The 26384-nt window shown below is 63.0% G+C and carries 29 protein-coding genes; 17 read left to right on the top strand and 12 right to left on the bottom strand.

The annotated features are described in order from the left end of the window. Positions 1-39 precede the first annotated feature (39 nt). Positions 40-222: a hypothetical protein gene (locus ACL02S_RS01665; protein WP_412800443.1), complete on the bottom strand. Its 183-nt coding sequence runs from the start codon at positions 220-222 to the stop codon at positions 40-42. Between the two features lie 424 nt (positions 223-646). Between ACL02S_RS01665 and ACL02S_RS01660 the strand changes: the two genes are divergently transcribed. Next, entirely contained in the window at positions 647-814 is a 168-nt protein-coding gene (locus ACL02S_RS01660; protein WP_412800442.1) for a hypothetical protein, read from the top strand. Between the two features lie 41 nt (positions 815-855). Here ACL02S_RS01660 and ACL02S_RS01655 read toward each other — a convergent pair whose 3' ends face one another. Further along, on the bottom strand, positions 856-1815 hold the full coding sequence (locus tag ACL02S_RS01655) for a LysR family transcriptional regulator (protein ID WP_412800441.1): 960 nt from the start codon (positions 1813-1815) through the stop codon (positions 856-858). Positions 1816-1960: 145 nt separating this feature from the next. On the opposite strand from ACL02S_RS01655, the gene ACL02S_RS01650 reads away from it, so the two are divergent. From ACL02S_RS01650 to ACL02S_RS01640, 3 genes are all read left to right on the top strand, one after another. Then, the gene (locus ACL02S_RS01650) at positions 1961-2209 is read left to right on the top strand and encodes a hypothetical protein (protein WP_412800440.1); all 249 of its coding nucleotides are present in this window, start codon (positions 1961-1963) and stop codon (positions 2207-2209) included. Positions 2210-2416: 207 nt separating this feature from the next. Next, a complete protein-coding gene (locus ACL02S_RS01645; RefSeq protein WP_412801074.1) occupies positions 2417-2818 on the top strand; it encodes a nitroreductase family deazaflavin-dependent oxidoreductase in 402 nt (133 codons plus the stop codon). A gap of 209 nt (positions 2819-3027) precedes the next feature. Next, positions 3028-5418: an ATP-binding cassette domain-containing protein gene (locus tag ACL02S_RS01640; protein ID WP_412800439.1), complete on the top strand. Its 2391-nt coding sequence runs from the start codon at positions 3028-3030 to the stop codon at positions 5416-5418. 226 nt (positions 5419-5644) lie between these two features. Here ACL02S_RS01640 and ACL02S_RS01635 read toward each other — a convergent pair whose 3' ends face one another. Next, complete coding sequence (locus tag ACL02S_RS01635; RefSeq protein ID WP_412800438.1) at positions 5645-6232, bottom strand: hypothetical protein; 588 nt, start codon at positions 6230-6232, stop codon at positions 5645-5647. Positions 6233-6352: 120 nt separating this feature from the next. Here ACL02S_RS01635 and ACL02S_RS01630 point away from each other — a divergent pair, with 120 nt between their 5' ends. Next, positions 6353-7087, top strand: coding sequence for a Crp/Fnr family transcriptional regulator (locus ACL02S_RS01630; RefSeq protein WP_412800437.1), 735 nt, complete (start codon positions 6353-6355; stop codon positions 7085-7087). A 61-nt stretch (positions 7088-7148) separates the two neighbouring features. Beyond that, positions 7149-7694, top strand: coding sequence for a peroxiredoxin-like family protein (locus ACL02S_RS01625; protein WP_412800436.1), 546 nt, complete (start codon positions 7149-7151; stop codon positions 7692-7694). A gap of 49 nt (positions 7695-7743) precedes the next feature. Here ACL02S_RS01625 and nrtS read toward each other — a convergent pair whose 3' ends face one another. The 4 genes from nrtS to ACL02S_RS01605 form a co-directional block, all read right to left on the bottom strand. Next, positions 7744-8016 (bottom strand): nitrate/nitrite transporter NrtS, encoded by a 273-nt coding sequence (gene nrtS, locus ACL02S_RS01620; RefSeq protein WP_412800435.1) that lies wholly within the window; start codon positions 8014-8016, stop codon positions 7744-7746. After that, complete coding sequence (locus ACL02S_RS01615; protein ID WP_412801073.1) at positions 8009-8362, bottom strand: hypothetical protein; 354 nt, start codon at positions 8360-8362, stop codon at positions 8009-8011. Before ACL02S_RS01615 ends, nrtS begins: the two co-directional genes overlap by 8 nt. Before the next feature lie 47 nt (positions 8363-8409). Continuing rightward, entirely contained in the window at positions 8410-8805 is a 396-nt protein-coding gene (locus ACL02S_RS01610; RefSeq protein WP_412801072.1) for a DUF427 domain-containing protein, read from the bottom strand. Positions 8806-9136: 331 nt separating this feature from the next. Continuing rightward, a complete protein-coding gene (locus ACL02S_RS01605; RefSeq protein WP_412800434.1) occupies positions 9137-10825 on the bottom strand; it encodes a hypothetical protein in 1689 nt (562 codons plus the stop codon). A 113-nt stretch (positions 10826-10938) separates the two neighbouring features. Between ACL02S_RS01605 and ACL02S_RS01600 the strand changes: the two genes are divergently transcribed. Together ACL02S_RS01600 and ACL02S_RS01595 are read left to right on the top strand one after the other, a co-directional pair. Further along, the gene (locus ACL02S_RS01600) at positions 10939-12483 is read left to right on the top strand and encodes an acyl-CoA carboxylase subunit beta (RefSeq protein WP_412800433.1); all 1545 of its coding nucleotides are present in this window, start codon (positions 10939-10941) and stop codon (positions 12481-12483) included. 27 nt (positions 12484-12510) lie between these two features. Beyond that, entirely contained in the window at positions 12511-13212 is a 702-nt protein-coding gene (locus ACL02S_RS01595) for a TetR/AcrR family transcriptional regulator (protein WP_412800432.1), read from the top strand. A 180-nt stretch (positions 13213-13392) separates the two neighbouring features. Here ACL02S_RS01595 and ACL02S_RS01590 read toward each other — a convergent pair whose 3' ends face one another. Further along, a complete protein-coding gene (locus ACL02S_RS01590) occupies positions 13393-13956 on the bottom strand; it encodes a PadR family transcriptional regulator (protein WP_412800431.1) in 564 nt (187 codons plus the stop codon). Positions 13957-14077: 121 nt separating this feature from the next. Here ACL02S_RS01590 and ACL02S_RS01585 point away from each other — a divergent pair, with 121 nt between their 5' ends. The 3 genes from ACL02S_RS01585 to ACL02S_RS01575 all read left to right on the top strand — a co-directional run bounded on the left by ACL02S_RS01585 (position 14078) and on the right by ACL02S_RS01575 (position 17210). Continuing rightward, the gene (locus ACL02S_RS01585) at positions 14078-14494 is read left to right on the top strand and encodes a nuclear transport factor 2 family protein (protein ID WP_412800430.1); all 417 of its coding nucleotides are present in this window, start codon (positions 14078-14080) and stop codon (positions 14492-14494) included. Positions 14495-14567: 73 nt separating this feature from the next. Continuing rightward, on the top strand, positions 14568-16061 hold the full coding sequence (locus ACL02S_RS01580) for a phytoene desaturase family protein (RefSeq protein ID WP_412800429.1): 1494 nt from the start codon (positions 14568-14570) through the stop codon (positions 16059-16061). Between the two features lie 12 nt (positions 16062-16073). Further along, positions 16074-17210, top strand: coding sequence for a 2Fe-2S iron-sulfur cluster-binding protein (locus ACL02S_RS01575; RefSeq protein ID WP_412800428.1), 1137 nt, complete (start codon positions 16074-16076; stop codon positions 17208-17210). A gap of 140 nt (positions 17211-17350) precedes the next feature. Here the strand turns inward: ACL02S_RS01575 and ACL02S_RS01570 are convergent, their stop codons facing one another. Further along, positions 17351-18322 (bottom strand): helix-turn-helix transcriptional regulator, encoded by a 972-nt coding sequence (locus ACL02S_RS01570; RefSeq protein WP_412800427.1) that lies wholly within the window; start codon positions 18320-18322, stop codon positions 17351-17353. Between the two features lie 63 nt (positions 18323-18385). Between ACL02S_RS01570 and ACL02S_RS01565 the strand changes: the two genes are divergently transcribed. Together ACL02S_RS01565 and ACL02S_RS01560 are read left to right on the top strand one after the other, a co-directional pair. Then, positions 18386-18877 carry a pyridoxamine 5'-phosphate oxidase family protein gene (locus ACL02S_RS01565; protein WP_412800426.1) on the top strand — a complete coding sequence of 164 codons (492 nt, stop codon included), beginning with the start codon at positions 18386-18388 and terminating at the stop codon, positions 18875-18877. Positions 18878-19103: 226 nt separating this feature from the next. After that, a complete protein-coding gene (locus ACL02S_RS01560; RefSeq protein WP_412800425.1) occupies positions 19104-19529 on the top strand; it encodes a DoxX family protein in 426 nt (141 codons plus the stop codon). Between the two features lie 134 nt (positions 19530-19663). Here the strand turns inward: ACL02S_RS01560 and ACL02S_RS01555 are convergent, their stop codons facing one another. Together ACL02S_RS01555 and ACL02S_RS01550 are read right to left on the bottom strand one after the other, a co-directional pair. Further along, entirely contained in the window at positions 19664-19957 is a 294-nt protein-coding gene (locus ACL02S_RS01555) for a type II toxin-antitoxin system RelE/ParE family toxin (RefSeq protein ID WP_412800424.1), read from the bottom strand. Further along, positions 19954-20202 carry a type II toxin-antitoxin system ParD family antitoxin gene (locus ACL02S_RS01550; protein WP_412800423.1) on the bottom strand — a complete coding sequence of 83 codons (249 nt, stop codon included), beginning with the start codon at positions 20200-20202 and terminating at the stop codon, positions 19954-19956. Before ACL02S_RS01550 ends, ACL02S_RS01555 begins: the two co-directional genes overlap by 4 nt. A gap of 211 nt (positions 20203-20413) precedes the next feature. Here ACL02S_RS01550 and ligD point away from each other — a divergent pair, with 211 nt between their 5' ends. Further along, entirely contained in the window at positions 20414-21313 is a 900-nt protein-coding gene (gene ligD / locus ACL02S_RS01545; protein WP_412800422.1) for a non-homologous end-joining DNA ligase, read from the top strand. 96 nt (positions 21314-21409) lie between these two features. Here ligD and mqo read toward each other — a convergent pair whose 3' ends face one another. Next, complete coding sequence (gene mqo, locus ACL02S_RS01540; protein WP_412800421.1) at positions 21410-22846, bottom strand: malate dehydrogenase (quinone); 1437 nt, start codon at positions 22844-22846, stop codon at positions 21410-21412. 90 nt (positions 22847-22936) lie between these two features. Here mqo and ACL02S_RS01535 point away from each other — a divergent pair, with 90 nt between their 5' ends. The 3 genes from ACL02S_RS01535 to ACL02S_RS01525 all read left to right on the top strand — a co-directional run bounded on the left by ACL02S_RS01535 (position 22937) and on the right by ACL02S_RS01525 (position 26350). Further along, the gene (locus tag ACL02S_RS01535; protein ID WP_412800420.1) at positions 22937-23866 is read left to right on the top strand and encodes a LysR family transcriptional regulator; all 930 of its coding nucleotides are present in this window, start codon (positions 22937-22939) and stop codon (positions 23864-23866) included. 120 nt (positions 23867-23986) lie between these two features. Then, positions 23987-24844: an SGNH/GDSL hydrolase family protein gene (locus tag ACL02S_RS01530; protein WP_412800419.1), complete on the top strand. Its 858-nt coding sequence runs from the start codon at positions 23987-23989 to the stop codon at positions 24842-24844. A 231-nt stretch (positions 24845-25075) separates the two neighbouring features. Next, positions 25076-26350, top strand: coding sequence for an IPT/TIG domain-containing protein (locus ACL02S_RS01525; protein WP_412800418.1), 1275 nt, complete (start codon positions 25076-25078; stop codon positions 26348-26350). The last annotated feature ends 34 nt before the right edge of the window (positions 26351-26384 follow it).

Raw genomic sequence — 26384 nt, 5'->3', positions numbered from 1 at the left:
TGAGACAACAGGGCGAGTAACCAGTGTGGTCATGGTGGATCAGCTGAGGAACAGCCGCTCGTGCTTCAGCGACCCGAATCCTCTTTCGTGGAAACCGTTCCGGCCCGGGCTGGGCACCCTGGTGCGGACGTGGGTCAGTTCCGGGTGGGTGGCGATGAATGCCTCGAACCGGAACGAGCGGAACGGACCGCCGTTGTCGGTCACGATTGTCACCGTGGGCACGGGGTTACCATGAACGATCAGACTCCTTCACAGATCAGACCCGCAAGCAACGGGTCCTGCCACATAGTCTGACGTGCGACAGGCGCAGCCAAGCCGAGCACCTACCGCGCCCGCCCGTAGCCCGAACAACGCACAACGCCATCACCACTGGTCCAGCCATATGTGTTGTTCTCCGCGCGATTACTACCGAACCCCCGGATACCCCGGGCACGCCGCATCATCCGGACCGGGAGTTCCCCTGCCGGACAAAAGTTTCACATCCGAGCGTTCCGGCAAGCCCACCGCGGCGGGCGAACCGGAGTTCGCCCGATAACAATCCGGCTGCTTCATGGTGAGCGGATGGATACGAATGTTCGGTTCGGTAAGCAAAAGGGGAATTCAAGCCATAGAGGACTTCCACCCGCGAGGACTCGAGGAGAACGACATGGACGAGCTGGTGTGCATCGATTGCTGGCGCCGTGACAATCTCAGCTTCGCGCAGCGATTGGATCCCGCATTCATCACTCCCGGTCCGGTGCACCGGTGCCCGATGCACCTGGCCCTCCGGGACGACCTGCTCGGCAGACCCGCACAGGCTCCGGAGGCCGCCTAACTGTGCCCTGCTACCAGATTCGTGGCTGCAGGCCTGCCGTATCAGCCGACCGAGCGAATCCGCAATGGCTGCGCGGGTTCTAGCGTGATGTCGAGTTCCAATGGGCCGAGTTCGTCCGCAATCCGGAAGAGTTCGTTGACCAGTCGGTTGATTCGACTCGAGCGACGCACAAGTGCCCAGTGCATCGTCGGTCGCTCATCGATAGGGAGATAAACAACATCGGCGCGTTCAAGATACTTGATACCTTGCGCGCATGAGAAAGCGACCCCCTCCCCTGCCGCCACAGTCCACAAAACCTCTTCTCGGGTTCGCGGGGCAGGCGTGAGCTCGGAATCCGTCACCGGAACCGGTGTCATCGCCGACTCCCAATACTCGGGAATCGGCAAGCCGGTCGGCAAGACGGTGTGCGTGGACAACTCGGTCAGGGATACCGATGACCGAGTGGCCAATGGGTGCGCGCCACCGGCGGTAAGCACGATCGGTTCGGTGAATACCCTGGGCCCGACGATGAGATCCGGCTCCTCGATCGGCAGGCAGAGCAGGGCGACGTCGACCTCTGCCGCCCGGAGCAACCCGTACGGATCGGTGATCTGTATGTCGCGCATCCGTAGCGCGACATCCGGATGCCTGCTTCGGAACGTCGCGGTGAGCGGAGCGATTTCCTGCCACATCGGACCGAGCACGCCGAGCGTCAACACCTCCGGCCCGCCGCGAGCGGACTCCCTTGCTGACTCGACACCCTCGATGATCCGGCGATAGCCGACCTGCAGGTCATCGCGAAGCTGCTGACCGAGCGGTGTCAAAGTGACCTTGCGGCTAGTTCGCGCGAACAGTGGCGCGCCGATGCGCCGTTCCTGCTTGGCGATCGATTGGCTCACCCGTGGCGGTGAGATGTGCAACCGCTCAGCAGTACGACCGAAGTGCAGCTCCTCTGCCAAGGTCAGGAAGATCTCGATGTCACGCAGCTCCACGTCGTCATCGTCGCGAATCGTTAACCCCAAACGCAACTCACTGTTCGCGAATGCCCATTGTTCGCCGGTTTCCGTGACGGCAGGCTGTGAGTTGCCCGGGCAACCGGCTATCAACGATCCCGGTTGAGAGACAAGGTGGTACAACGATGGCAGTGGTACGAGCACAAGGTACACCGTGGAGACCGGTGAACTCGTGCAATTGCTCGAGCAGCGCACGCGGCTGATCCGGAGCATTCGGTCGGCGATCCCGGAACTCGCCCATGCCACCCTGATCCTGCAGAGCGACGGGTCCTATCTCGACCTCTGGCGGTGGGAATCGGCCGAAGCGATGACGGGGTCGAAAAGCTTCCCGCCGATCACGGCGACCGCGACCCCGACCACTCACCACACCGTGGTGGACGGACAGGTCCTCGACGAACGGTAGTCCGAACAAACGATGACGGCTGTGGCCGACGCACCCGGACACAGCCGTCATTCATCAACCGAAAAGAACGTATGCCCGAACCTCGTCCGCCGCGATCAGGGAATGGCATTCAGATCGACTTACTGGAGGTGGACAGTGGCACAGAGCCAGCAGAACGGCGAGCGCAGCGGTCGTAAGCCCGGTACGCCAGGGGCGTTCTCCCGATGGATGCAGCGGAAAATGAATGCTCGGACAAACCGCAAGATCCGTCGCGGCCGCGGCTCGTTCATGGGGATGGACCTTTTGATCCTGCACACGGTGGGGCGCCACAGCGGGCAGCTGCGGGAAACACCGGTGACGTGGTTCGCCGACGGTGACGACACCTGGCTGATCATCGCATCAGGCGGCGGAAGCCTGCACCCGGACTGGTATGTCAATCTGATGGCACACCCTGACCACGCGTCGATCGAATTCCCCAGTCGCGAGCCCATATCTGTGACACCGCACCGGCTCGTCGGTGCCGATCGCGAGCAGGCCTGGCAGCACATCACCGCCGCCCAACCCCGCTATGCGAAGTATCAGAGCAAATCCGATAAGGAGTACCCGCTGGTCCGGCTCACCCCGCGGTAACCGGATGCGCTCGTGGTCGAGGATCGTTGGCGCGGGCCGCCACGCCGTCGGCGGAACCGTCGTACGGCGCGAGTCGGCCGAGCCACTCGACCGCGAGGTGACGTACAGCGACGAAAAGAACCGGAAGGTCCGCTCGAGGCTGGTTGACTCGAGGGCATACCTGCGGAGTCCGCGAAGGCGGTTCCGCCCGCGTAACAGGAAGAGACGGGATGAGCATCGCGACAACTACCGTGCCGAAGCCGGCCGAACAGCACATTGCCGACAGCCACGATCTGATCCGTGTGCACGGCGCGCGGGTGCACAATCTTCGGGATGTCAGCATCGAGATCCCCAAGCGCAGGCTCACGGTATTCACCGGTGTTTCCGGTTCTGGTAAGAGTTCGCTGGTGTTCGGCACGATCGCCGCGGAGTCGCAACGGCTGATCAACGAGACCTACAGTGCTTTCGTGCAGGGCTTCATGCCGACGCAGGCGCGGCCCGATGTCGATGTCCTCGAGGGGCTGACCACCGCGATCATCGTCGACCAGCAGCGCATGGGTGCCGACCCGCGTTCCACGGTCGGTACCGCTACCGACGCCAACGCCATGTTGCGCATCCTGTTCAGCAAGCTCGGGCAGCCGTATATCGGCTCACCCCAGGCATTCTCCTTCAATGTCGCCTCGATCAGCGGGGCGGGCGCTGTCACGGTGGAACGCGCCGGAAAGGAGGTGAAGGAGCGGCGCAGCTTCAGCATTACCGGCGGTATGTGCCCACGCTGTGAGGGACGGGGTACGTGCACCGATATCGACCTCGCTCAACTCTATGATGAGTCCGCCGCGCTGGCCGAGGGGGCCGTCAGCATCCCCGGTTATGGTGCGGACAGCTGGAATATGCGGCTCTACAAGGAGTCCGGTTTCCTCGACCCGGATAAGCCGATCGGCAAGTACACCGATAAGGAGCTGCACGACTTCCTCTACCGCGAGCCGACCAAGATAAAGATCAGCGGTATCAACCTGACCTACGAGGGGCTGGTCCCGCGGATACAGAAGTCGATGCTGACCAAGGACCCCGATGCGCTGCAACCGCATATCCGGGCGTTCGTCGAGCGGGCGGTCACCTTCGCTGCCTGTCCCGACTGCGGGGGTACCCGGCTCAATGAGGGGGCCCGCTCCGCGCGAATCAACGGTATGAATATCGCCGAGGTGTGCGCACTGCAGATCAGCGATCTGGCCGAATGGGTTCGCGACCTGGATGAACCGTCGGTCGAGCCACTGCTGGTCACGCTGCGGCGGACTCTGGATTCGTTCGTGGAGATCGGGCTGGGCTATCTCTCGCTCGACCGGTCGGCGGGCACACTGTCCGGTGGTGAGGCACAGCGGGTCAAGATGATCCGTCATCTCGGCTCCTCGCTCACCGATGTCACCTACGTCTTCGACGAGCCGACCGTCGGCCTGCACCCCCATGACATCCAGCGGATGAACAACCTGCTACTGCGGTTACGGGATAAGGGCAATACGGTGCTGGTGGTAGAACACAAGCCGGAGACGATCGTGATCGCCGACCATATCGTCGATCTCGGTCCCGGCGCGGGGACGGGCGGCGGCACCGTCTGCTTCGAAGGGACAGTCGCGGGGCTACGGGCCAGCGGCACCAGCACCGGACGCCATTTCGACGACCGGGCCACGCTCAAGGAACAGGTACGGAAGCCTGAGGGTAGCTTGGCGATTCGTGGCGCGAACGCGCATAATCTGCGGGATGTCGATGTCGATATCCCGCTCGGGGTGCTCTGCGTTGTCACCGGTGTCGCAGGTTCCGGTAAGAGCTCGCTGATCCACGGGTCCATCCCCGCCGCCGCAGGTGTGGTGGCTGTCGATCAGGCGCCCATCCGTGGTTCCAGGCGCAGCAACCCGGCAACCTATACCGGGCTGCTCGACCCGATCCGCAAGGCCTTCGCGAAAGCCAATAGCGTGAAGCCCGCGCTGTTCAGCGCGAATTCCGAGGGCGCCTGCCCCACCTGCAACGGCGCCGGGGTCGTCTACACCGACCTGGCGATGATGGCGAGTGTCGAGACCGTCTGTGAGGAATGCGAGGGGAAGCGATTCCAGGCCGCGGTACTGGATTACACGCTCGGTGACCGCAATATCAGTGAGGTACTGGCGATGTCGGTGGCCGAGGCACGGGAGTTCTTCGGTGCGGGCGAGGCACGCATACCGGCCGCGCACGCTATCCTCTGCCGACTCGACGATGTCGGGCTCGGCTATCTCCGTATCGGCCAACCGCTCACCACCCTGTCCGGGGGCGAGCGGCAACGGTTGAAGCTGGCCACCCATATGGGTGACAAGGGCGGTGTCTACATCCTCGACGAGCCGACCACCGGCCTGCACCTCGCCGATGTCCAGCAGCTGCTCGGCCTGCTCGACCGGCTCGTCGACGCGGGAAAATCGGTTATCGTCATCGAGCATCATCAGGCGGTCATGGCACACGCCGACTGGATCATCGACCTCGGCCCCGGCGCGGGACACGACGGCGGCCGGATCGTCTTCGAAGGCACCCCCGCCGATCTGGTCGCTGCCCGCTCCACCCTCACCGGCGAGCATCTCGCCGCCTACACCGGAATCTGACCGTAGATTTCATGGATACGACTGATTTATCATCGGCGATCTGTCCGCACGCTATAACGCAAGGGGCCGGTGCCGAGTCTCCATGCTGTCCTAGGCGAAAGCCAGCGCGAAAATGATACAGAAAACACCGAAAGATTTTGCGGCGGAGTAGGTATCCAACTCCTTCTGGTGACGGCGGTTGTGGAGAAGTAGCACACCGCCGTCACCAGCACGGCCCGAGTGTGGTTCAGCGATTGCCGGAGCGTGCGGCAGGCATCATGGCGAGAACCAGTATGCCGAGCACAATTCCGTAGAGCAGGTGCTCGACGAGGAAGGTGGGATATCCGACCATGCTCGCCATATCGCGGATAGGGTCACCGCCATCGAACAGTGCAGCCGCGAGCGGCAGCCCGATCCAGGCACTGAATACGAAAACTATTGCTCCCCAAACTGTTCCCGCTGCGATAACAGCGGCGCCGCGCAGTTTCGCGAACTGGACGATGACGCCGAAGATCGCCCCGTACGCGGCACCGACCATCATGTGTACGACCGCACCGAGCATCGCGGGGCCGACCGAGAAATAGAAGGTACTGCCCTCGGCGGCACGCTGCATGGAGGTCATCATCGTGTCGGGGGCGATGAAGGTGGTCGCGATATGGTACAGCGGGGTGAAGAACCCGCTGTGCTGATAGGTCGCCGCGGCGATCATGGCATAGATCGCCATCGCCAACGAGGCCGCGACACCAGCGAGCGCTCCCCGGGCCACGATAGCGCCGACGGCGCGGCCCGAGATGGCACCCGGAGATAACGAACTGCTGGAAGCGGAAGTAGCCATAGCCGATTCCTTTCGGTGGGGCGGTATTTCCTCCTCGCCAGCTCACCCCATCGCCGCAGATCGATGGGAATAATTGTCAGCGTGCTGACACGATGGATCCACTGATCAGGGAGGCTGGAGATGGACCGGACACGGGGGCCGTTCGCGCATCTGATGCGAGCGCTGGGTGGTGAATCGTTCAGCGAGGATCAACTACGCCAGGCCGCTTGGATCGCCCGCTGCGTCGGCCGTGGTGCCGCCGCGCCGTTACGAGCCGACGATCTGATCGCCTTGGCCGATCTACTGGAGGTGCGGCCGGTGCCGACGGGAGCGGTGGTGTTCGCGGCCGGACACCCGCCCGGCGGGGTGTGGATCGTGCGGGCGGGACAGCTGGAGTTGACGGTCGGCTCAGGACGTCGCCGTGCCGTGGTGGATATATTACGGCCAGGCGATGTCGACGGTGATATTCCGCTACTGCTGGATATGCCGTTGATGTACACCGCACGAGCGTTGACGGATTCGACCTGCCTGTTCCTATCGCAGGCCGCGTTCGAGAAGTTGCTGGCCGGACATCCGGCGATCGCGCGCCGCTGGCTGTCGAGCGCCGCGCAGCGCACGGTCGCCACACAGACCAGGTTGATCAGTATCCTTGGCCGCTCGTTACAGGCGCAGGTCGCTCAGTTGCTGCTGGACGAGGCGATCGATGGCACCGTGCTGCTGGCCCAGCGCACACTGGCCGCGATGCTGGGGGTGCAGCGCCCGTCACTGAACAAGATCCTCAAAGACTTCGAGCGGGACGGACTCATCACGACCGGATACGCCGCCATCGACATCGCGGACCCGGATCGGCTGCGCGCACTCGGACAGCAGGGCTGATGTGTCAGCATGATGACACAATCCTGGTCGGTACCCCGCACAGTGTGATGGACTGATAGCCATGGCACATCTGGATATCGGTGCACGCGTAGCACCCCAGCAGCTGACAACGATCGACGGTGACACCGTCGCGGTGCCCGACCCCGATCGACTGATCCATCTGCAGTTCCGCCGTTACGCGGGCTGCCCGATCTGCCATCTGCATCTGCGGTCGATCATGCGGAGATACGACGAGCTCACTGCCGCGGGAGTGACCGAGGTCGTGGTGTTCCACTCCGCCCCCGAAGCCTTGCGCCGATACCAGGCTGATCTACCGTTCGCCGTTGTCGCGGATCCACAGCGAAAGCTGTATACCGAGTTCGGTGTCGGAGCCGCCGCGACCGCCGTCACGCATCCGCGGGCCTGGCTCGCCGCGGCGCGCGGCGCGGTCGGGCAGCGGACGATCAGCGGTGCCATCGGCCGCGGGGAGGACCATTTCGGGAAACCCGCCGATTTCCTCATCGCTTCCGACGGCCGCGTCCTGGCCCGTAAGTACGGCGTGCACGCCGACGATCAATGGCCGGTCGATGAGATCCTGACCCGGGCCGGGCAATTCCACTCGGCCTGATCAGCTGATAGGGGCATCCCGAACCGGGTGGGAAGTACCAGGGGATCGTTCATGGCGACGACCCCGGTTGAGTCGGCGCGTGTCGGGCCGACAGCCAACCGATACTGGCGACGAGGAACGGGATGAGGTAGTTGACCGCGACCCGCAGCCACGTGACCGGTGTCGCGTCGCCACCGAGAACGGTATCCCCCTGATTCACCAGCGACAGCACAGTGCCGACTGTGAGCGCGGTGGGGGCCGCGGTGCGAACAGTCGCTCCGCGTAACAGCAACCACACTGCCTCGGTCGGCGAGCGCCATCGCTGGTCGGCCGGATCAGGCAAAGTTGCCCAGCCAGGTCGTCACGGCGTACAGGACCAGATACGTACCGACCGCGATCACCACCGCAGCCGCCAGCCGCCACTTCACTGTCCGAACTCCGGCGATGCTGCACTGATCGCGGCGCCGCAACGACCACAACACCAGCCCGATCAGAACGGCCGCCCCAGTGAGCCGGAACCACCAGGTGTAGTTGTCGTAGAGATTGTTCGCCCAGGCCAGGGCGGTGGCACCGCTGACAACACCGAGCAACGCCAGCACTGTCGGACCGACACAGCAGGCGATGCCCGTTACACCACTGGCGATGCCGATCCGCCACACCGGCAGCCGACCCGTTACCACCCGACGCATCCGAGTGTGCTGCCTACCGGCCGCTGCGGGTTGCACTGCACCACCGCTCACCGCCCCGCACCCCGCCCGGTCAACCACCCGAATCTGCGCGGTCGCACATGGGTGGTTTCTTCGCTTACCGCGCTGCGTTCTGTGTGTTCTCCTCGTTGTTCTTCGGGTTCTCCTTCGACCTCGATACCATGCCAGAAGGCGACATAGTTCTTGATCCGGCGAGCCAGTGGGCTGGGTTTCGGGTAGTACCAGGCCGCATCCGGATTGGTCTGGTCTCCGACAGTGATGTGGTAATAACAGGCGAGCCCCTTCCAGGGGCACACCGTCTTGGTGCGGCTGTCGGCGAAGTACTCACCGCGCAGTGACTCCGGTGGAAAGTAGTGGTTGCCCTCCACCTGGATCGTTGCCGGGGCTTCTGCGATCACCGTACCGTTCCAGATCGCGCGCATCATCCTCTTCGACACCTCCTCTGCGAGTATTCACCTCCATACAACCGATCATCGGCACGCCCGGTCACACCGAATGTCAGCATGCTGACATGTCCGAGGCGGACACTGTCAGCAAAGCAACAGTCTTGCTGCCTGCCCACGATGAAGTAAGACATACACCCTGGCAGACCGCTTACCGGAACAGGGGGAGGCTGTGTGGCAACCGTTCGGACCGATCGTGACGAGGTGTTCGTCGAATACACCAAGAGCGTCTGCCCGGTATGCAAGGTCGTGGTGGACGCGCCGGTCGATGACCGACTGGCCGCACTGCAGCGGACTCATGATTCGTTCCCAGCTAGTTTCGTCCTGCGGTCATGTAGTAGTACATCGGGTCGACGATATTGAGAAGGTGCTCGACCTCGCTGTCGGTGAAGCGGTTTCGGCGGCTGACCGCGATCAGCACGAGGTCGTTGATCGCCCGGGCGATGGCGGTGCTGTCGAATTCGTTGCTCGCTGGTGTGGTTACGTTGTCTGCCAACAGGTTCGATCGTGCCAGCTCGGCACCTGCGGTGACTGCCAGCGACCTGAGGATCCCGGTGGAGCCGCGGGGGCTTGCGGTACTGGCGGCGTGCTCGTAGAACTGGATGGCGCCCTGAAGCAGTGCGGCCGGATCTGGGCGAATCAACGAGTCTTGCGGTCGCTCTGCCGCGATGGTTGCGCTGGGATCATCGGGCATGGCGGCGGAGTGGCTGAGAGCATGGGCTTTGGCGGTGAGAAAGCGCGCCACCAGAATGTCGCGAATGGTGCCGTACTCGGCGGTGCGGAGCAGATCGCTGGACGCTTGGCCGTAATCCTGGATAGCTGACGCGATGTGATCGGCGTCAGCGGCTGAGTCCTGTTGATCGAGATGGCGGGTGAGATCGACCAGGCGAAGCAGCGCTCGGATATTGCCCTCGTGGCGGAGGCGTTCGCTGATGGCGGCGGGGAAGCACGCCAGCAGATTTCGTGTAGTGGTAGCTATGTCGTCACCGAAGGTCGTGGTGTATATCCCCTGGTGATCGGGGTGGGTGGCATAGGCCATGTCGATTCGGCACAATCCGACGATGATATCGGCCAACTCCGCAGCCCGCAGGACGTCCTGCGGCTCGCGAGTAGAGGGCGGATCGGCCGCGTATATGCCGGTCAGTGTGTCGGCGATGGTGGCGTACGCACGCATTTCCCGTTCGGGATCTTCTTCGCCGAGGGCGCGGGCGTGCTCGGCGTGGAATCTGGCGAGTTCGCGGTGCAGGTCCCAGCCGAGGGCGTCGGCCAATGCGGCTTCGGTCTCCTTGAGCGATCTGATCCGGCTCAGTGCCGTTGCTTCGTAGTCGGCCCGCCTGGCCAGCGCCGCCTCGGCGGCGGTCGCCGCGCGGGTGCACCGGATACCCATCATGGCGTCCAGGCGCGAGTCGGGATCGACCAGACCGAGACCACGGCGGGCCCAATCTCGGGCACTGCTGAGTGACTGCCGGTCCCCGCGGCGATGGCGTTGCAGGTGGCGTTCGGCCAACTCGGCCGACCAGAACACCATGTCGGAGCGGTTATCGCGCACCAGCGCCGCCTCGTATTGGCCTTCCAAGCCGGGGATATCGAAATGCCGGGCAGAGAACCGTGCCTCCAGCCGTTTCACATCGTGGTTCTCGGAACGAGTGTCGGCACGTCTGTCACGGGCAGCCAACGTCGCGATCTCAGCGGGAACCGTCCGGTCCTCGGCGGTCATGTTTTCCACGACCGCGGCCGCCAGGGCTTCGATCGTCTTGAAGTGTTTCCACATGGTCGCCTTGGGGATCGGCCCTTCGGTGCCATCACGGCGCACGTAGCCCTGTGCACCGGCACATACCTGGGCGATCGTCAGGCGATCGAGGGCACCATCCGGCGTAGCGATTCCGGCCGTCATCAGCCGCTGTGCCGCGGCGATGATCATCGCCCGCGTGTGCTCTTCGACGGTGCGACCGGTTCGTGCCTGGTAGCTGGGGATACCGCGGGACATTGCTGTAGACGACACTCCGTTGAGTCTATTGCAGTGCATATCGTTGTGTACTTGTCCACTGCGATTTACGGTCGGAGCTACGAACAAGGACCGGCGTACCCTGCGCCGCCGCGAAGGAGGACGCCTCGGTGGAAACGACTGCCGATAAACTCGCCACACTGCGCAAGTATCTGGCAGTCGCCGAGGAACCGGCCGGGGAAGCAGGGATCGCCAAACGCGCGGCGAAGGGTATTCCCAGCGCCCGTGAACGCATCGCGATGCTGCTGGATGCGGGCAGTTTTCTCGAGTTCGACGCATTGGTGAAAGAGCCGGGCAGCCCTGGTGCACTCTACAGCGACGGCGTGGTCACCGGCCGCGGGACGGTCGATGGCCGTCCGGTCGTGGTCATCTCTCACGACCAGACGGTTTTCGGCGGATCGCTCGGAGAGATGTTCGGACGTAAGGTCGCCAAAGCGATGGATTTCGCTGCCGATATCGGCTGCCCGTTCATCGCGATCAACGACTCCGGCGGCGCACGGGTGCAGGATGCGGTGACCTCGCTCGCGTGGTACGGGGCGTTGGGGCGACGGCAGTTGCGACTGTCCGGCGTCGTACCGCAGGTTTCGCTGATGCTGGGCAAATGCGCTGCAGGCGCGGTCTATTCACCGATCAATACCGATGTGCTTGTCGCCACGGAGTCGGCGTACATGTTCGTGACCGGTCCCGACATCATCCGGGAGACCACAGGCGAAGAAGTCACCCTCGACCAACTCGGCGGTGCTTTCACCCAAGCCGAGAACGGCAACATCCATCACGTCGCCTCCGACGAACAAGCAGCCTTCGACTGGGCGCGAAACTATTTGAGCTACATGCCGTCCAACTGCTTCGACCAGCCACCCGTAGTCAATCCTGGCCTCGAACCGGAAATCACCGACAGCGACCGGACACTCAACACGATCATCCCCGACTCCGATCGCGCCGGCTACGACATGTACGACATCCTGCTCCTGATATTCGACGACGGCGAGTTCCACGAGATGGGCGATGCGGCAGCCCGTAACATGATCACCGGATTCGCTCGCGTCGACGGCCGTCCCGTCGGTGTCGTCGCCAACCAGCCCCTGGTCTCCAGCGGATCCATCGACGCCCGCGGCTCGGACAAAGCAGCCCATTTCATCCGGCTCTGTGACGCGTTCGGGCTACCACTGATCTTCGTCGTCGACACCCCCGGTGTGCTGCCCGGCCTGGAGGAAGAGAAACTCGGGGTCATCAAACGCGGCGGCCGCTTCTTATACGCCGTCGTCGAGGCCACGGTGCCGATCGTCACCATCAACGTCCGTAAAGCCTACGGCGGCGGCTACGCGGTCATGGGCTCCAAATCGCTCGGCGCGGATATCAACCTGGCCTGGCCCACCGCGCGCATCGCGGTTGTCGGTGCTGAAGCCGCCGTCGGCCTCACTCAACGGCGAACACTTGCCTCAGTCCCTGAAGCCGACCGTCCCGCCCTGCGTAGACAACTGATCGACTACTACAACACCACTGCCGCTACCCCATGGACCGCCGCCGAACGTGGCTATATCGACGCGGTCATCGAACCCGCCCACACTCGGCTCGAAATCCGCAAGGCACTGCGACTCCTGCGAGACAAGACAGTCGAGCACGACCCGTGCAAACACAACCTCATGCCGCTGTAGCAGCACGCATGTGTGATCCCACAACCAATGCTCGCTGCACAGGAAAGCGGCAGTACCAAGGAGGTAGCCACCGTGGTGGACGCGAAAGTAGCGCATGCCAGGCAGGAACGTCGGCGTGTGATCGTGGCGGCTGCGACGGGATTGTTCGCCGCAGTCGGGTATCGGGCGGCGAACATGGACGAAATCGCCTGCCGAGCCGAAATAAGCAAACCTGTTTTGTACAAATCGTTTTCGAGCAAGCTGGAACTGTATCTGGCGGTCTTGCGTGAGGCGGTACAAGTGTTGGGCGACACGCTCACAGCCGAACTCGGTCGTGCTGAGGACATGGGATCGGTCGTGACGGCGACGGTGGCCGCGATTTTCGACTTCGCCGACATCCATCCGCGCAGTGCCGCCCTACTCGCCGGGGCCGCGGTCGCGGAGGAGCCATCAGCACAGCGCATGGCACACCAGGCCGCGACTATGTGCACCGACGCAGTCTCACGAGCGTTGGCACCTTATCCGTTACCTCAGGCCGAGCGAAGATGGCTGATCAACGCCGAGTTGGTCGCGATAGCCCAGTCGTGCGCACGTGACTGGGTGGTCACTGCCAAACCTTTGCCCAAACACGATGCCATTGCGATGACCGCAGGCCTGTGTTGGACCGGCCTCGCAGGCATCCAGTCGAGTCGAAACCGGATGGCCTACACCGATAACCAAGTCCGCACATCCGATACCGCGGCAACCTGATCAACATACCTGCCGAAAAACTTCACCGCGTTCTCCGCTCCACCAGTGAAACCTGAACACAGAATCGCGAATGTGCTGAGCTGCACCATGAGAAGGGACAGGCAATGCGGTGCAGCCACTGGTCGCCGACGAACTCGGTCCGGTCATCCCCCACTTCTGCACGCCGAGAGCAGCCGGCACTCAGGTACCCACGGCAATTCGTCGGTCGATGACCGATAGGGCGAACTCCGCCCATCGGATGTTCTCCTGCTCGAAGGCGATTCCGCGCAGCAACGTCAAATAGGGGCCCACACGCTCGGCTTCCCCCAGATATGCCTGCTCACTGCGCCCATCGAGGAGCCGCACGCGCAGCCGTTCATAACGGGCCAGTTTCGCCTTCGACCACTCCAATCGCTCGGCTACCGCCGAACGAACGGCTGGAGCGTCTTCGGCGTCCATCCCCTGCACTTTGACCATCATCTCGTCGCGGATGGCCGTAGGTTTGGCGGGTTCTTCGATGAACTGACGCAGAGCTTCGCGTCCTGCGGGAGTGATGGCGTGCAGGCGTTTGTTGGGTCGGCGCTCCTGCTGCACGACGCGGGTCTCGATCACTCCCTCCGCTGCCATGCGGTCGAGTTCCCGGTACAGCTGCTGCGGCGTTGCCATCCAGAAGTTCGCGGTCGAGGCGTCGAAGCCCTTGGCCAGATCGTATCCGGATGCCTCGCCCTCCAGTAATGCCGCGAGTACCGCGTTCCGTAGCGCCATCAACACAGGTTACCACCAGTAGTGATTATTCAATTTTTTGATCAAAAATCTCTAGACAGAACTACTCTTTCAGCTCTATTCTTCAAGAGACCTAGTCAAATAATTGAGTACGGAGGTAGGGATGCATCCCTTCCGGGCAGCAGTCGAAGCACGCGACGAAGCCGCCATCGAAGCCATGTTGGCCGACAACGTGGTGTTCACCAGTCCAGTGGCCTTCAAGCCCTATCCGGGCAAGGCCATCACCGCGGCCATCTTGCGCGCGGTGATCCGGGTTTTCGAGGACTTCCACTACGTGCGTGAAATCGGCGATGCGAACGGGAGCGATCACGCGTTCATCTTCGAGGCCACTGTAGACGGCAAACAGATCACCGGCTGCGACTTCCTGCATTTCGATGCCGAGGGAAAGATCGACGACTTCATGGTCATGGTGCGCCCGCTGTCGGCGGCCACCGCATTGGCCGCGCGTATGGGCGAACAGTTCGAGCGCATCAAGCAGGAAGCCACCGCACAGCTCGAACGAGAGGCAGCCGGCGCGTGAGCGGTCAAGCCTGGAGGCGGCAGCGCAGCGTAGCCACGCAGGGCTCCGCTCAGGCGCGAAAAGGAGACAGAGCATGAGTGTGAGTGATTACGATGCCATTGTCATCGGCGCGGGCAATGCGGGCCTTACCGCCGCCGCGACCCTGCAGCGCGCAGGTGTGCGCACCCTGCTCCTGGAACGGCACAATGTTCCCGGTGGCTGCGGAACCTCGTTCCGCCGGGGCCGTTTCGAGTTCGAGGTCGCGCTGCACCAGCTCTCCGGTGTCGGTGTGGAAGGTCAGCCGATCTCTTTGCGCGAGGGCCTTTTCCAGCAGCTCGGCATTGCCGACAAGCTCGAATTCGTTCAGGAGCATGATCTCTACCGCGCGGTGATCCCCGGGCAACTGGACCTGATCCTGCCCGCCGACTGGGACGGCGCGATCGATGCCATCGAGGGCACGTTCCCCGGCAATCGCGATCGAGCTGCGAAATTCTTCGAACTGCTCAAGCAAGTGACGTTCTGGCAGATCGCAGCCATGCGGGGAATGCCTGTCGAGCGAATCGACCCGATGCTGTTCAAGTACGGGCTGCGGTCGCTGAAAGATGTTCTCGACGAATACTTCGACGACGATCGTCTCAAGGCCGCGCTCGGCATGTACTGGACTTATCTCGGTCAGCCACCCTCGAAACTGCCGTTCCAGGATCTGGCGTTGACGCTGTTCGCCTACTTCGAATTCAAGCCATGGCATGTGCGTGGCGGTTCGCAGGCCATGTCCGCCGCCATCCTCGACAGCTTCCGCGCGGCAGGTGGCGAGGTGCGGTTCAACACCGGTGTCGAAGGCATCCTCACCGAAGACGGCAAGGTGCTGGGTGTGCGGCTGGAAGACGGCTCCGAAGTGACCGCACCCGATGTGGTGTCCAATGCTTCCCTGCCAACCACTTACGGCATGCTCGATGGCATCGACGTGCCTACCGAAGTACGTGAAGACCTGGCCACCAGGCATATCGGTGTCTCAGGGTTCGTCTTGCACATGGGATTGGACGCCTCCCCCGCCGAGCTTGGCTTCACCACCAGCACCACCTTCGTCAACATGGACACCGACGACGACCGCACCTATAACGCCTGGAAGTCGTTCGCCCCCGCCCGTGGTATCTGCGTGAGCTCCTACGACGTCTCACCGATCGGCTTCGCGCCCACAGGCGCCACTCACGTCAGCCTGATGACGTTGCAGTATGCCGATATCTGGAAGAACGTGACTCCCTCGGAGTACGCGCGCACCAAGTTCGCCTATGCCGAGACCCTGCTCGATCTGTGCGAAACCGTGACTCCTGGTATCCGTGATGCCATCGAAGAGGTCGATGTCGCGACGCCTCTGACCATGATGCGCTATCTCGGCCACCCCGGCGGCGCCATCTACGGCTACAACCAGGACGCCACCGAGGGTTGGCTGTTCCGCAACAGCGAACGCCGAACCCATGTCCCCGGACTGCATCTGGCCGGCTCCTGGGTCGGGATGGGCGGATTCCAGCCCACTCTCGAAGCCGGTGTCCGCGTCGCCCGCCGCTTGCTGCGCACCAAAGCCGCCTGAACGGAGTAGATCGTGCCACATCCCCTCGCAGAAAGATTCGACGGCTCGGCCGAGGTCCTCGACGAAATCGACGCCCGCACTCCGGACACCCGCGACTACCTCGCCGAAACCCGCACCATCGTCGACACTTACCATCCCAAGCGGTTGGAGTTGGTCGTCACCGAAATCATCGACGAAACCGCGACCACCAAGACCTTCCGACTGCGGAGCCTGGACCACGCCCCGCTGCCGCCATTCCTGGCCGGCCAGTACGTCAATGTCTTCATCGACGGCACCAGCCGCCCCTATGCCATCTCCTCCAGCCCCGCGCACCTGGATCACTACGACCTCACGGTGCGCCGTGTCCCGGGTGGCCGTATCAGCAACCTGCTCATCGATACCGGAAAGGTCGGTCTGCAGCTCTCCACCACCGGCCCGATGGGCACTTTCCATCACAACCCGCTGTTCCACGGCTCCGATGTGGTGTTCCTTGCCGGTGGTTCCGGTGTCGCACCCGCGATGAGCATGCTCCGTGAGATCGCCGATCTCGGCCTGGATCGCAGATTCCATCTGATCTACGGTTCCCGCGATGCCGCCGACGTGATCTTCCGCGAAGAACTCGACGAGCTCGCCGCAACACATCCGAATATCACCGTCGACCATGTCATCGCGGACCCCGCTCCGGACTGGACCGGCGCCACCGGCTTCCTCACCGCCGCCACCATCACGGCGTGTGTCGGGGCCCTCGACAACCGCATGGTCTATGTGTGCGGTCCGCAAGCGCTCTACCCCTACGCACTCGATCAGCTGACCGCGCTGGGCCATCCCCGGCGTCGTATCCGCTTCGAAGCCAACGGTGCGCCCAGCGACCCTACCGCACAGCCGCATTGGCCTACCGAGGTCGATCCCGCCACCGAGGTCACCGTCACCGTCGGCGGTACCTCTTTCCGCACTCCTTGTAATCGACCACTTCTGGATGCGTTGGAAGACAACGGTATTCGACCAGAGGCGGCATGCCGCTCCGGTGTGTGCAGTATGTGCCGGGTACGGGTGGTCAAGGGTGATGTGCACACCGCAGAGGAAGCCGAGCTCCGTCTCTCCGATGCGCAGTTCGGCTACACCCATTCCTGTGTCGCCTACCCGATCAGCGATGTGGAGCTCGAGCTGTAAGCTCGCGCAACCCAAGGGCAGACCACTGCGGTGATAGTGCCCGGCGACCTCGAATACTCACTGTTCGAGGTCGCCGGGATCGGCGGATTCCCATAGGAGTTTTCGCCCCAACAGCTCGGCTTCACTATGGTCAGGGACTCTCAACCGCCGCGATAGCGCGTATACATGGCGGCGGCCGTGGCCGCGAACCGAGCGCGCAGCTGCGGTGGCTCCAGTACTTCGACGAACTCGCCGAGCGCGAGAATGCTGTGCGTGAGCACCTCGTAGGATTCCGAAGGCACGACCACCTCGACCCATCCTTCCGCATCGGGTGCCCCAGCAGAGGCCAGCGCTTCCGCGACGGCAGCGGGATCGTTCAGCAGCCGTAACAGGCCGAGATGGGTGGCGGCGATCCGGCAGCGTGCCCGGACGCGAAGCATCGAGCGCGCGAAGTCGTCGGCGCTATCGGCCCAGTATGCCCGCAAGTCGAAGTCCTCGGGGCGAACGAAGGTCTCGCCAGTTGGCTCGGCAGCGAGGATGCGGCCCACCCGATAGGAGCGCAATGCCGATCCGCTGCGGGCGACCAGATACCAGGTGCCCGCTTTGAGGACCAGGCCGAGTGGGTCGAGCAGTCGTTCGACCGTTGTGTCTTTACGCTCGTACCGCACACGCAGTCTGCTGTCGCGCCAGAGTGCGTCGACGATGAAAGCCAAGGCAGGCGTCTCGTCCGGCCGGTGGAACCAACCCGGCGCATCCACGTGCACCCGCTCGGCAACGCGCGTGGCGCGGCCGCGCAGTTCGGGCGGCAGCGCGGCGAGCACCTTGAGCTGGGCGGTAGCCAGTACCGTACCGAGACCGAGATCGCCTGCTGCGCTAGGCAATCCGGCTAAAAGTACCGCATCGGCCTCTTCGACGGTCATGCCGGTCAGCCGCGTCCGATAGCCATCGACCAATCGCACCCCGCCTGCCCGGCCGAGTTCGGTGTACACCGGGACACCGGCCGCCGAGAGCGCTTCGATATCGCGGTGCACGGTGCGCACCGATACCTCCAGCTCACGGGCCAGTTCCGGCGCGGTCAGTCTGCCGCGCGTCTGTAACAGCAACAGCAGTCGTACCAGTCGACTCGCCCGCATATCTGCGAGACTAGTCGGAAACCATGACAGAAGATGGCAGGTATTCGCCGTAGCGTCGTCGTCATGACCATTTGGAGCCGATTCACCGAAGAAGCACCCCATATCTCCCAGATCTTCCTGCGCAGGCATCGTGCCGCAGGCAACCTCTGTATGCTCGGCACCCTCCGCTCCGACGGTTATCCACGGATCAGCCCGGTCGAGCCGCGAATCTTCGAGGAGTCCCTCGTGATCGTCGGGATGCCGGGGACAAGCAAGTTCCGCGACTTGGCTCGTGACCCGCGCTTCTGCCTGCACACCGCCACTGTCGACACCCAGGTCACCGACGGCGATGCCAAACTGTTCGGCACCGTCGTCGACCTCCCCGATCGAGACGTGCACACCCGTTTCGCCCAGCACCTGTTCGACGAGAGTGGTTTCGATATCCGCGGCCACGAGTTCGACCATTTCTATGTCACCGACCTCACCGGTGCCTCGACGGTCGAGATTGTCGACGGCCATCTCGAGATCACCATCTGGAAGCCAGGTGAGGGCGAGCGCGTGGTCCAGAAACATTGACCGGGCAGACAGACCATCCCCAGAGGAAGGGGGCGGAGAGGCTAGCTAGTGCCCGGAACGATGCGCCTGGTCAACCGCCCCTCATCCGCGTGCGAGAAACCGGAAGCTCCGCAGGTCGTTCTCGCTCGATACAGCAGCGATTCCGAGAACTTCGCGGATAGCGATGAGTTCTCGGACGGCGCTCCGTCCTATCCGTTGAACGCACTACCGACCAGAAGGACCGGAAATGACCACCGCCAACTCCTCCGACGACGTCACCTACCGTCCCGGTAGGGTCCGCAACCGCGTCCTGTGGACCCTGCAGATCCTGCTCGGCCTGTTCTTCATCATCGCCTCTGGCGGGCCGAAGCTCGTTATACCGAACACCCTGATGGACAACGCCCCCGAGAATCTGACCATCCCCTTCGGACTGCTCATCTTCATCGGAGTTGCGGAGGTCGCCGGCGGTATAGGCCTGATGGTGCCACGGCTCAGCGCCCTGGCTGCCGCGGGTCTGTCCGTTCTCACCGTACTCGCCGCCGGAACACAGGCTTTCATCGCAGGAAAACCTCTGATGGCGATCTTCCCGCTGGTGCTTGCCGCGATCTTCGCCTGGATCGCCTACGAACGCTGGGCCACCATCACCGACCTGCGTAACTCGTTCTCGCACTGACACATCGACCGGAAATCCGCGCAGGAGCATCTGGACGGGAACCAGGAAGAGCCACTTCGTATTTCCTGGCAACTTCAGGATTTCTGGGCTGCGAGTGTGCGACCGGTCGAAGTCGAGGCTTATTCCCCGCAACTCTAGAGGTGGCGGTCGGTATCCATTCGCTGGTGCAGGATGCGCATGATCTCGACAACGCCGCTGATGGTGATCCGATAGTAGACCATATGGGATCCGGTGGGCGGTCGGAAGTAGCCGGGGCGGATATCGTCGCAGGACCGACCGCTACGGGGATTGGCGGCGACACGGTCGAAGGCGCGCAACAGTTCGCGCACGTAGTACTCGGCCTGGTCGATGTCCCAGCGATCCAGGGTGTAGTCGTAGATCTGTTCGAGATCGGTGTGGGCGACGGGATTGAGCAGGTATCGGCTCACCGGCGCCCGGACTCGGCCCGTTTACGTGCCAGGAACTCCTCGCCGTCGAACGGCAGAGCTGGGCCGGCGTTCTCGGCCTCGATGAGGGCCGCACGTACCGCGCGGAACTTGGTCTCGCGGTCTTCGAGCAGCCGTAGTGCGGCACGAACAACATCACTGGCCGATCCGTAGCGGCCTGAACCGACCTCGGTTTCGATGAACTCGGTGTAGTGATCGCTGAGGCTGACGGACGTGTTCTTGGCCATGACCACATGATACCAATATTTGGTATACGGCCCGACTTCAGTGATCTCACTCCTGGGTGGCCCCGAGTTCCTGACTCACCACTGAAGAGCATGTCGTGGACACGCAGCGACCCGATCTGCGGTTTTCTGTTGCTGTGGACGGGTATGCCCTGAGTATGCGCCCGCAGGAGTATCGAGACGAGCAGCGGTCCGGTCGTAGTGAGACACACTGATGGCTCGCATCGATATCGCGATCACCCATGCGGACCGGGTGCTGTTCCCCGATGACGGAATCACCAAGGGCGACCTCATCGACTATTACGATGCGGTGGCTCCGGTGATGCTGCCGCACCTGAAAGGGCGTCCACTGATGCTGCAGCGCTACCCGCGCGGTATCGGGGAGCAGGGCTTCGTGCAGAAAGACTTCGCCGATGCGCTACCGGACTGGATGGACCGGGTGGAAGTCGCCAAAACCGATGGCACGCTAGTGCACCTGCTCGCCGAACGCCGCGAGGCCCTCGAATGGCTGGCGAACCAGGACTGCATCACCCCGCATACCTGGTTGTCGCGGAAAGAACGACTGGACACACCCGACCGAATCATCTTCGACCTGGATCCTTCCGACCAGGATTTCACCACCGTGCGGGCTACCGCCCACACTCTCCGCGATGTACTGAACGATCTCGCCCTGGTCCCCTATGTCCAGACAACCGGATCACGTGGGCTGCATGTCATGGTGCCGCTCAGGGGTGACGCCGATTTCGACACGGCCCGAGGCTTCGCCCGTGACGTCGCCGAACTGGTCGTCATCGACGACCCTGTGCGCCGCACCCTGGAAATGCGCAAGGACAAACGTGGTGATCGGCTCTACCTCGACATCATGCGCAACGCCTACGCGCAGACCGCCGTCGCGCCCTATGCCGTGCGGGCTCGTCGTGGTGCGCCGGTGGCGACACCCCTGGAATGGGATGAACTGGACAGTCGAGATATGCGGCCGGACCGGTTCAACATCCGAGATATACCTAAAAGACTTGCTGGACAGCATGACCCGTGGTCTCGCTCAGGCAGGCACGGCCGCTCACTGACCCGCCCGATGCATCGACTCGCACGACTGCGCGACCGCCTTGGATGAACTGGCACCGGCGAGAACAGCCCTTGATGCGGTCGTGTTCTATACGGGCTGTTCCGCCGCTGGCAGCGCGCTGAGGTATAGCAACTGAGCTATCCGTTACCCGGCTGCCGTATGCACTGTCGGCATCATCCTGCGGAGTACCGGCTCCCACGAGGTTCTCTCATCGGGAAAGTACCGTGTGAGCAGGTCGACCATGATTGCCGGAGCTGTGGACGCGCCAGGAGATGCGCCCAGCAGTCCCGCGATCGTGCCATCGGCTCCCGTTACCAGCTCGGTGCCGAAGGTAAGGACGCCGACCTTGTGAGGATCCGGTTTGACCAACTGCGCGCGCTGCCCGGCCTGGACCAGATACCAGTCGGCAGGGTTGGCAGTCGGGTAGAACCGTTGTAGCTGTGCGAATTTCCGTCGACGTGTGGAAAGCAGTTGACCGATCAGGTAACGAACCAGTGCCAAGTTATGGATGCCTGCCGCCGACAATACCGCGATGTTGCGCAGGCGCAGCGTGGTGAACAAATCGATGAGCCTGCCATGTTTGAGCAACCGGGTACTGAACGTGGCGTAGGGGCCGAACAACAGTGATTCGTGACCGTCGACCACGCGCTTGTCCATATGCGGCACCGACATCGGTGGAGCACCGAGGGATGCTCTGCTGTAGACCTTCGCGTCATGCTGCCGGACCACATCGGGATTGTCGGTCCGCAGGAACTGCGCGCCGAACGGAAAGACCGCGTAGCCGCGAACCTCAGGGATGCGGGCTCGTTGCAGCAGTCGGAGGGCATAGCCGCCCGCGCCGACGAACACGAACTTCGCTCGAACGGTGAACCGCCGTCCGGTATTGCGGTCGCGACCTGTGATCGTCCAGATCCCGTCCGGGCCGCGGCGCAGCCGGGTCACCTCATGTCCGACCCGCACCTGGGCGTCGGCCTTGATCATCACATCGATCAGCGCGCTGGTGAGAGCACCGAAATCGATATCGGTGCCGTCCTCGTATCGAGTGGCGGCTATCGGCTCGGCATAGTCACGGTCCGCCATCATCAGCGGAGCCCACTCGGCGATCACCTCGGGATCCTCGGTGTATCGCATCGCCGAGAACAGCGGCAACGACCGCATCGTCGCATAGCGGCGCCGTAGGTAGGCCACATCACGGTCGCCGAATACAACAGCCATATGCGGTGTGGGGTTGATGAACGACGCAGGCCGGGTGTTGTCGCCTTCCTCGAGCAGCGTGGCCCAGAACTCCCGCGACAACTGGAACAGTTCACCGATCTGCTCGGCCTTCACCGGATCGTCCGGGTCGGGCATATAGTTCAACTCGCATAATCCTGAATGCCCGGTCCCAGCGTTATTCCATGCGTTCGAACTCTCGGCCGCGATCTCCGTGAGGCGTTCGAACATAACCACGGACCAGTCCGGTCGAACCTCGGCGATCATTGCGCCGAGCGTCGCGGACATGATGCCGCCGCCGATCAACGCTACGTCGAAAATCTCTTTCTGGACAACATGTTTCGTGGCTGTAATGCGTGCTGCTGCCATAGCGATGCCTCCCTGATGCGGTGTCGATGACATCGTCACGCCTGGAAATTCATCCGTCTACAACCAAGATTTGGTACTTATCATCCGAATATGGATGAATCAACATCGTCTCAGGTGGAAGCATTGGTACCGCTACTGGCAGCGTTCGAGGTCGCGGCGAATGAGGGGCACATCACCCGCGCATCGCAGTTACTCGGGGTGCCACAGTCCTCACTGAGCCGACGACTGAAAGCTGTCGAAAAGAATGTCGGAGTGCAGTTGTTCCAATCGGCCGGGCGAGGTATCGCTCTCACACCGGCAGGGCGGGAGCTGTTCGAACGCACTCGCGGACTCGTTCGCGCGCTCGACGACGCTGTCAGCGTGGTACGCAGTAATGCCGATCCGGACAGTGGACTCGTCAGGTTCGGATTCCCGCTTAGCCTTGGACCGGTCAGTGTGCCCGCGCTACTCGCAGACTTCCACGCCGACGCACCCCGAATCCGGCTCCACCTCGTACAGGCCCATGGTGAAGCGCTCACCGACCTGATCCGCACCGGACAACTCGATCTCGCCGTTATGATTCCCTCACCCACCGACCTACCGGCGATAATGCTCGGACATCAGCGCATTCACCTCTATGTCGCACGACAGCACCGCCTCGCCGGGCGCGAAACCGTTGACATCGCCGAACTCTCCGAGGAAGTCTTCATCGCCAATCCGCCGACCTACCATGTGCGCAGTTTGCTCGACTCCTGTTGCGCCGAAGCCGGATTCACACCGCACGTCGCATTCGAGATCACCGAATTCGAAACCCTGCGCTCCCTCGTCGCGCACGGCCTCGGCATCGCGCTACTTCCCGAGCCAGAAACGCCGCATCCCGATCTATGCCGTGTCCCCCTCACTGTCCCGCGCGACCGGACAATCGGCCTCGTCTCCGGCAACCACCGACCCACCCGGGCAGTTGCGCGTCTCCGCGATTACATCGCCCACCATGCGATGACCCATATCGGCAGATCGCGTTACCAGAAGTGCCCGCAATGATCCGAACAACGTCCGACTGCGCGTGGTCGGCCGGACCCACCAGGAGGTGAGGAAGGCATTCAACGCACCCACCTCACCCCTGCATAGACAAAAAATTTACTAGGTAGGTAATTTGTAGCAATGCTTGCCGATCATCAGCATGGAAGCTCGCGTGTCACGCCCGGCGACACCTACTCACGATATGTCGCTCTCGGTGACAGCCAGACCGAGGGCGTCGGCGACGGCGACGACCTGATCGGATTGCGCGGCTTGGCCGATCGTTTCGCGGAGCTCCTCGCAGTGACCAACCCGCAACTGCAGTACGCCAACCTTGCCGTACGCGGCAAGCTCGCTCGGCATGTCCATGAGGAGCAACTCACGGACGCACTGCGGCTGCGCCCGGATCTCGTCACGGTGATCGCAGGCGTCAACGATGTCTTACGCCCTGGATTCGACGCCGACGAAGTCGCAGGCCATCTCGAGGCTATGTTTGCCGAACTCACCACCCACGGTGCGGTCGTGGTGACCCTCACCTTCCCCGACCCCGCGCGAATCACCCCGCTCGCCCGTATGGTCAGTGGCCGGGTCGCCGTGCTCAACCAGCGTATCCGCGCAGCTGCCCAACAATATGGTGTCATCGTCGCCGAAACCGCCGACCATGCCGCAGTCACCGATCCGCGGCTGTGGGGTGCGGATCGGCTGCACGCCAGCCCGCTGGGCCATCAACGTATCGCCGAGGCGCTCGCCTCCGCCTTACAGCTGCCCGGCAGCGACGACAGCTGGACCCGGCCCGTGCTGCCACCGCTACCGAAACGCGGTGCTTTGTCTACTGCTACCAACGAAATGCTCTGGGCAGCAAAATTTTTAGGACCATGGTTGGGACGGCGGCTTACCGGTCGATCTTCCGCCGACGGCCGCACCGCCAAACGTCCCGACCTATTGCCGGTGCGTGCCGACGAAGACTCTCCGCAATGCGATGGCAGGACAGCCTGCCCATAGGGGTGCGGACTGGGAGGAATCGCTGTTCGATCAATCAGCACTCAGTTTGCTAGTTGATATCTACTACCGATTGTCGTCGACAGGGGCATAGCAGTTCCGGGGATTCGTTGCGGAACCGCGATCATGGGGTCGTTGCGGAATCACCACCGTCGGTGGGTTACTGGATGCAACGGTGTCGCGACCGTACCGACATCTGTTGCGGAACAACCCCTTCCCTGTTCGGAGGCCCCGATGGCACCCGTGCTCACCTCGATCGACCCCAGTTCCGGTCCTCCGGCAGGCTTCAACACAGTGGAGATCGTCGGCAGCGGATTCACCGGCGCCGGCCCGTTGTCCGTGCGATTCGGTGCGACGGCAACCACGTTCACCATCGTCTCCGACACCCTGATCAATGCCATCGCCCCACCAGGCACCGGCACCGTCGAGGTCACTGTCGCCGCCTTGCTCGACGGCACCAGCAATCCACTGCCCTACACCTACGACGGCTCCGGTCTGCTGTTCTTCACCGATAGTGCCAATCCAGGCAGTGTGTATTCGGTGCCGCAAACCGGTGGTACACCAACCGTTTTGGCGTCCAGCCTGAGCCCTCTCCTAGGTTTGGTCCGGGTCGGTGACCTCCTCTACGTCTGCGAGGTTGTGGCCAGTCAGGTGGTGACGGTGCCGACGACTGGTGGTGCACCGATCCCCTTGGTGACCGGGCTGTTCTTCCCTGCGGGTATCACCGTCTCTGGTAGCACCCTGTTCATCACCAATCAGAGCACCGCTCAGGCGGTATCGGCACCGATCACCGGCACCACGACCCCCACCCTCCTCACTACCAGCCCCACTGGCATATTCGGGATCACCGATGGGGTACCGGCACAATCAGGGGCCGCACCGTTCGTGGCTGCTCTCCTGGCCGCACCGGTACTCACCTCGCTCAACCCGAGTTTCGGTCCTCCGGCCGGGGGTAACACGGTGGAGATCGTCGGTAGCGGATTCACCGGTGCCGGTCCGTTGAGTGTGCGATTCGGTGCGACAGCGACCACGTTCACCATCGTCTCCGACACCCGGATCAACGCCATCGCCCCACCAGGCACCGGCACCGTCGATGTCACCGTCACCGCCCTGCTGCACGGCACCAGCAACCCACTGCCCTACACCTACGGTGGCCTGCTGTTCTTCACCGATGGCGTCAGTCGCGTGTATTCGGTGCCGCAGACCGGCGGCACACCGACCCTGCTGGCGTCCGGCCTGAGCGGCCCCGCGGGTTTGGTCCGGGTCGGTGGCCTCCTCTACATCTGTGAGGCCGGGGCCGCTCGGGTGTCGACGGTGCCGGTAACCGGTGGCACACCGACCCCCTTGGTGACCGGTCTGTTGTCCCCTGCGGATATCACCGCCTCAGGGAGCACCCTGTTCATCGCCAACCAGGGCACCGCTCAGGTGGTGTCGGCGCCGATCACCGGCACCGCGACCCCCACCGCCATCGCCACCAGCCCCACCGGTGTATCCGGGATCACGACTTGAGCGTCGGCTCCGACCACTCGATCGCCTGAGTAGT

Origin of the sequence: Nocardia spongicola, from assembly GCF_047200775.1 — a bacterium.
Taxonomy (GTDB): Bacteria; Actinomycetota; Actinomycetes; order Mycobacteriales; family Mycobacteriaceae; genus Nocardia.
Note: the sequence above shows the minus strand (reverse complement) of the source record. Positions and strands in the feature narration are given on the sequence as shown.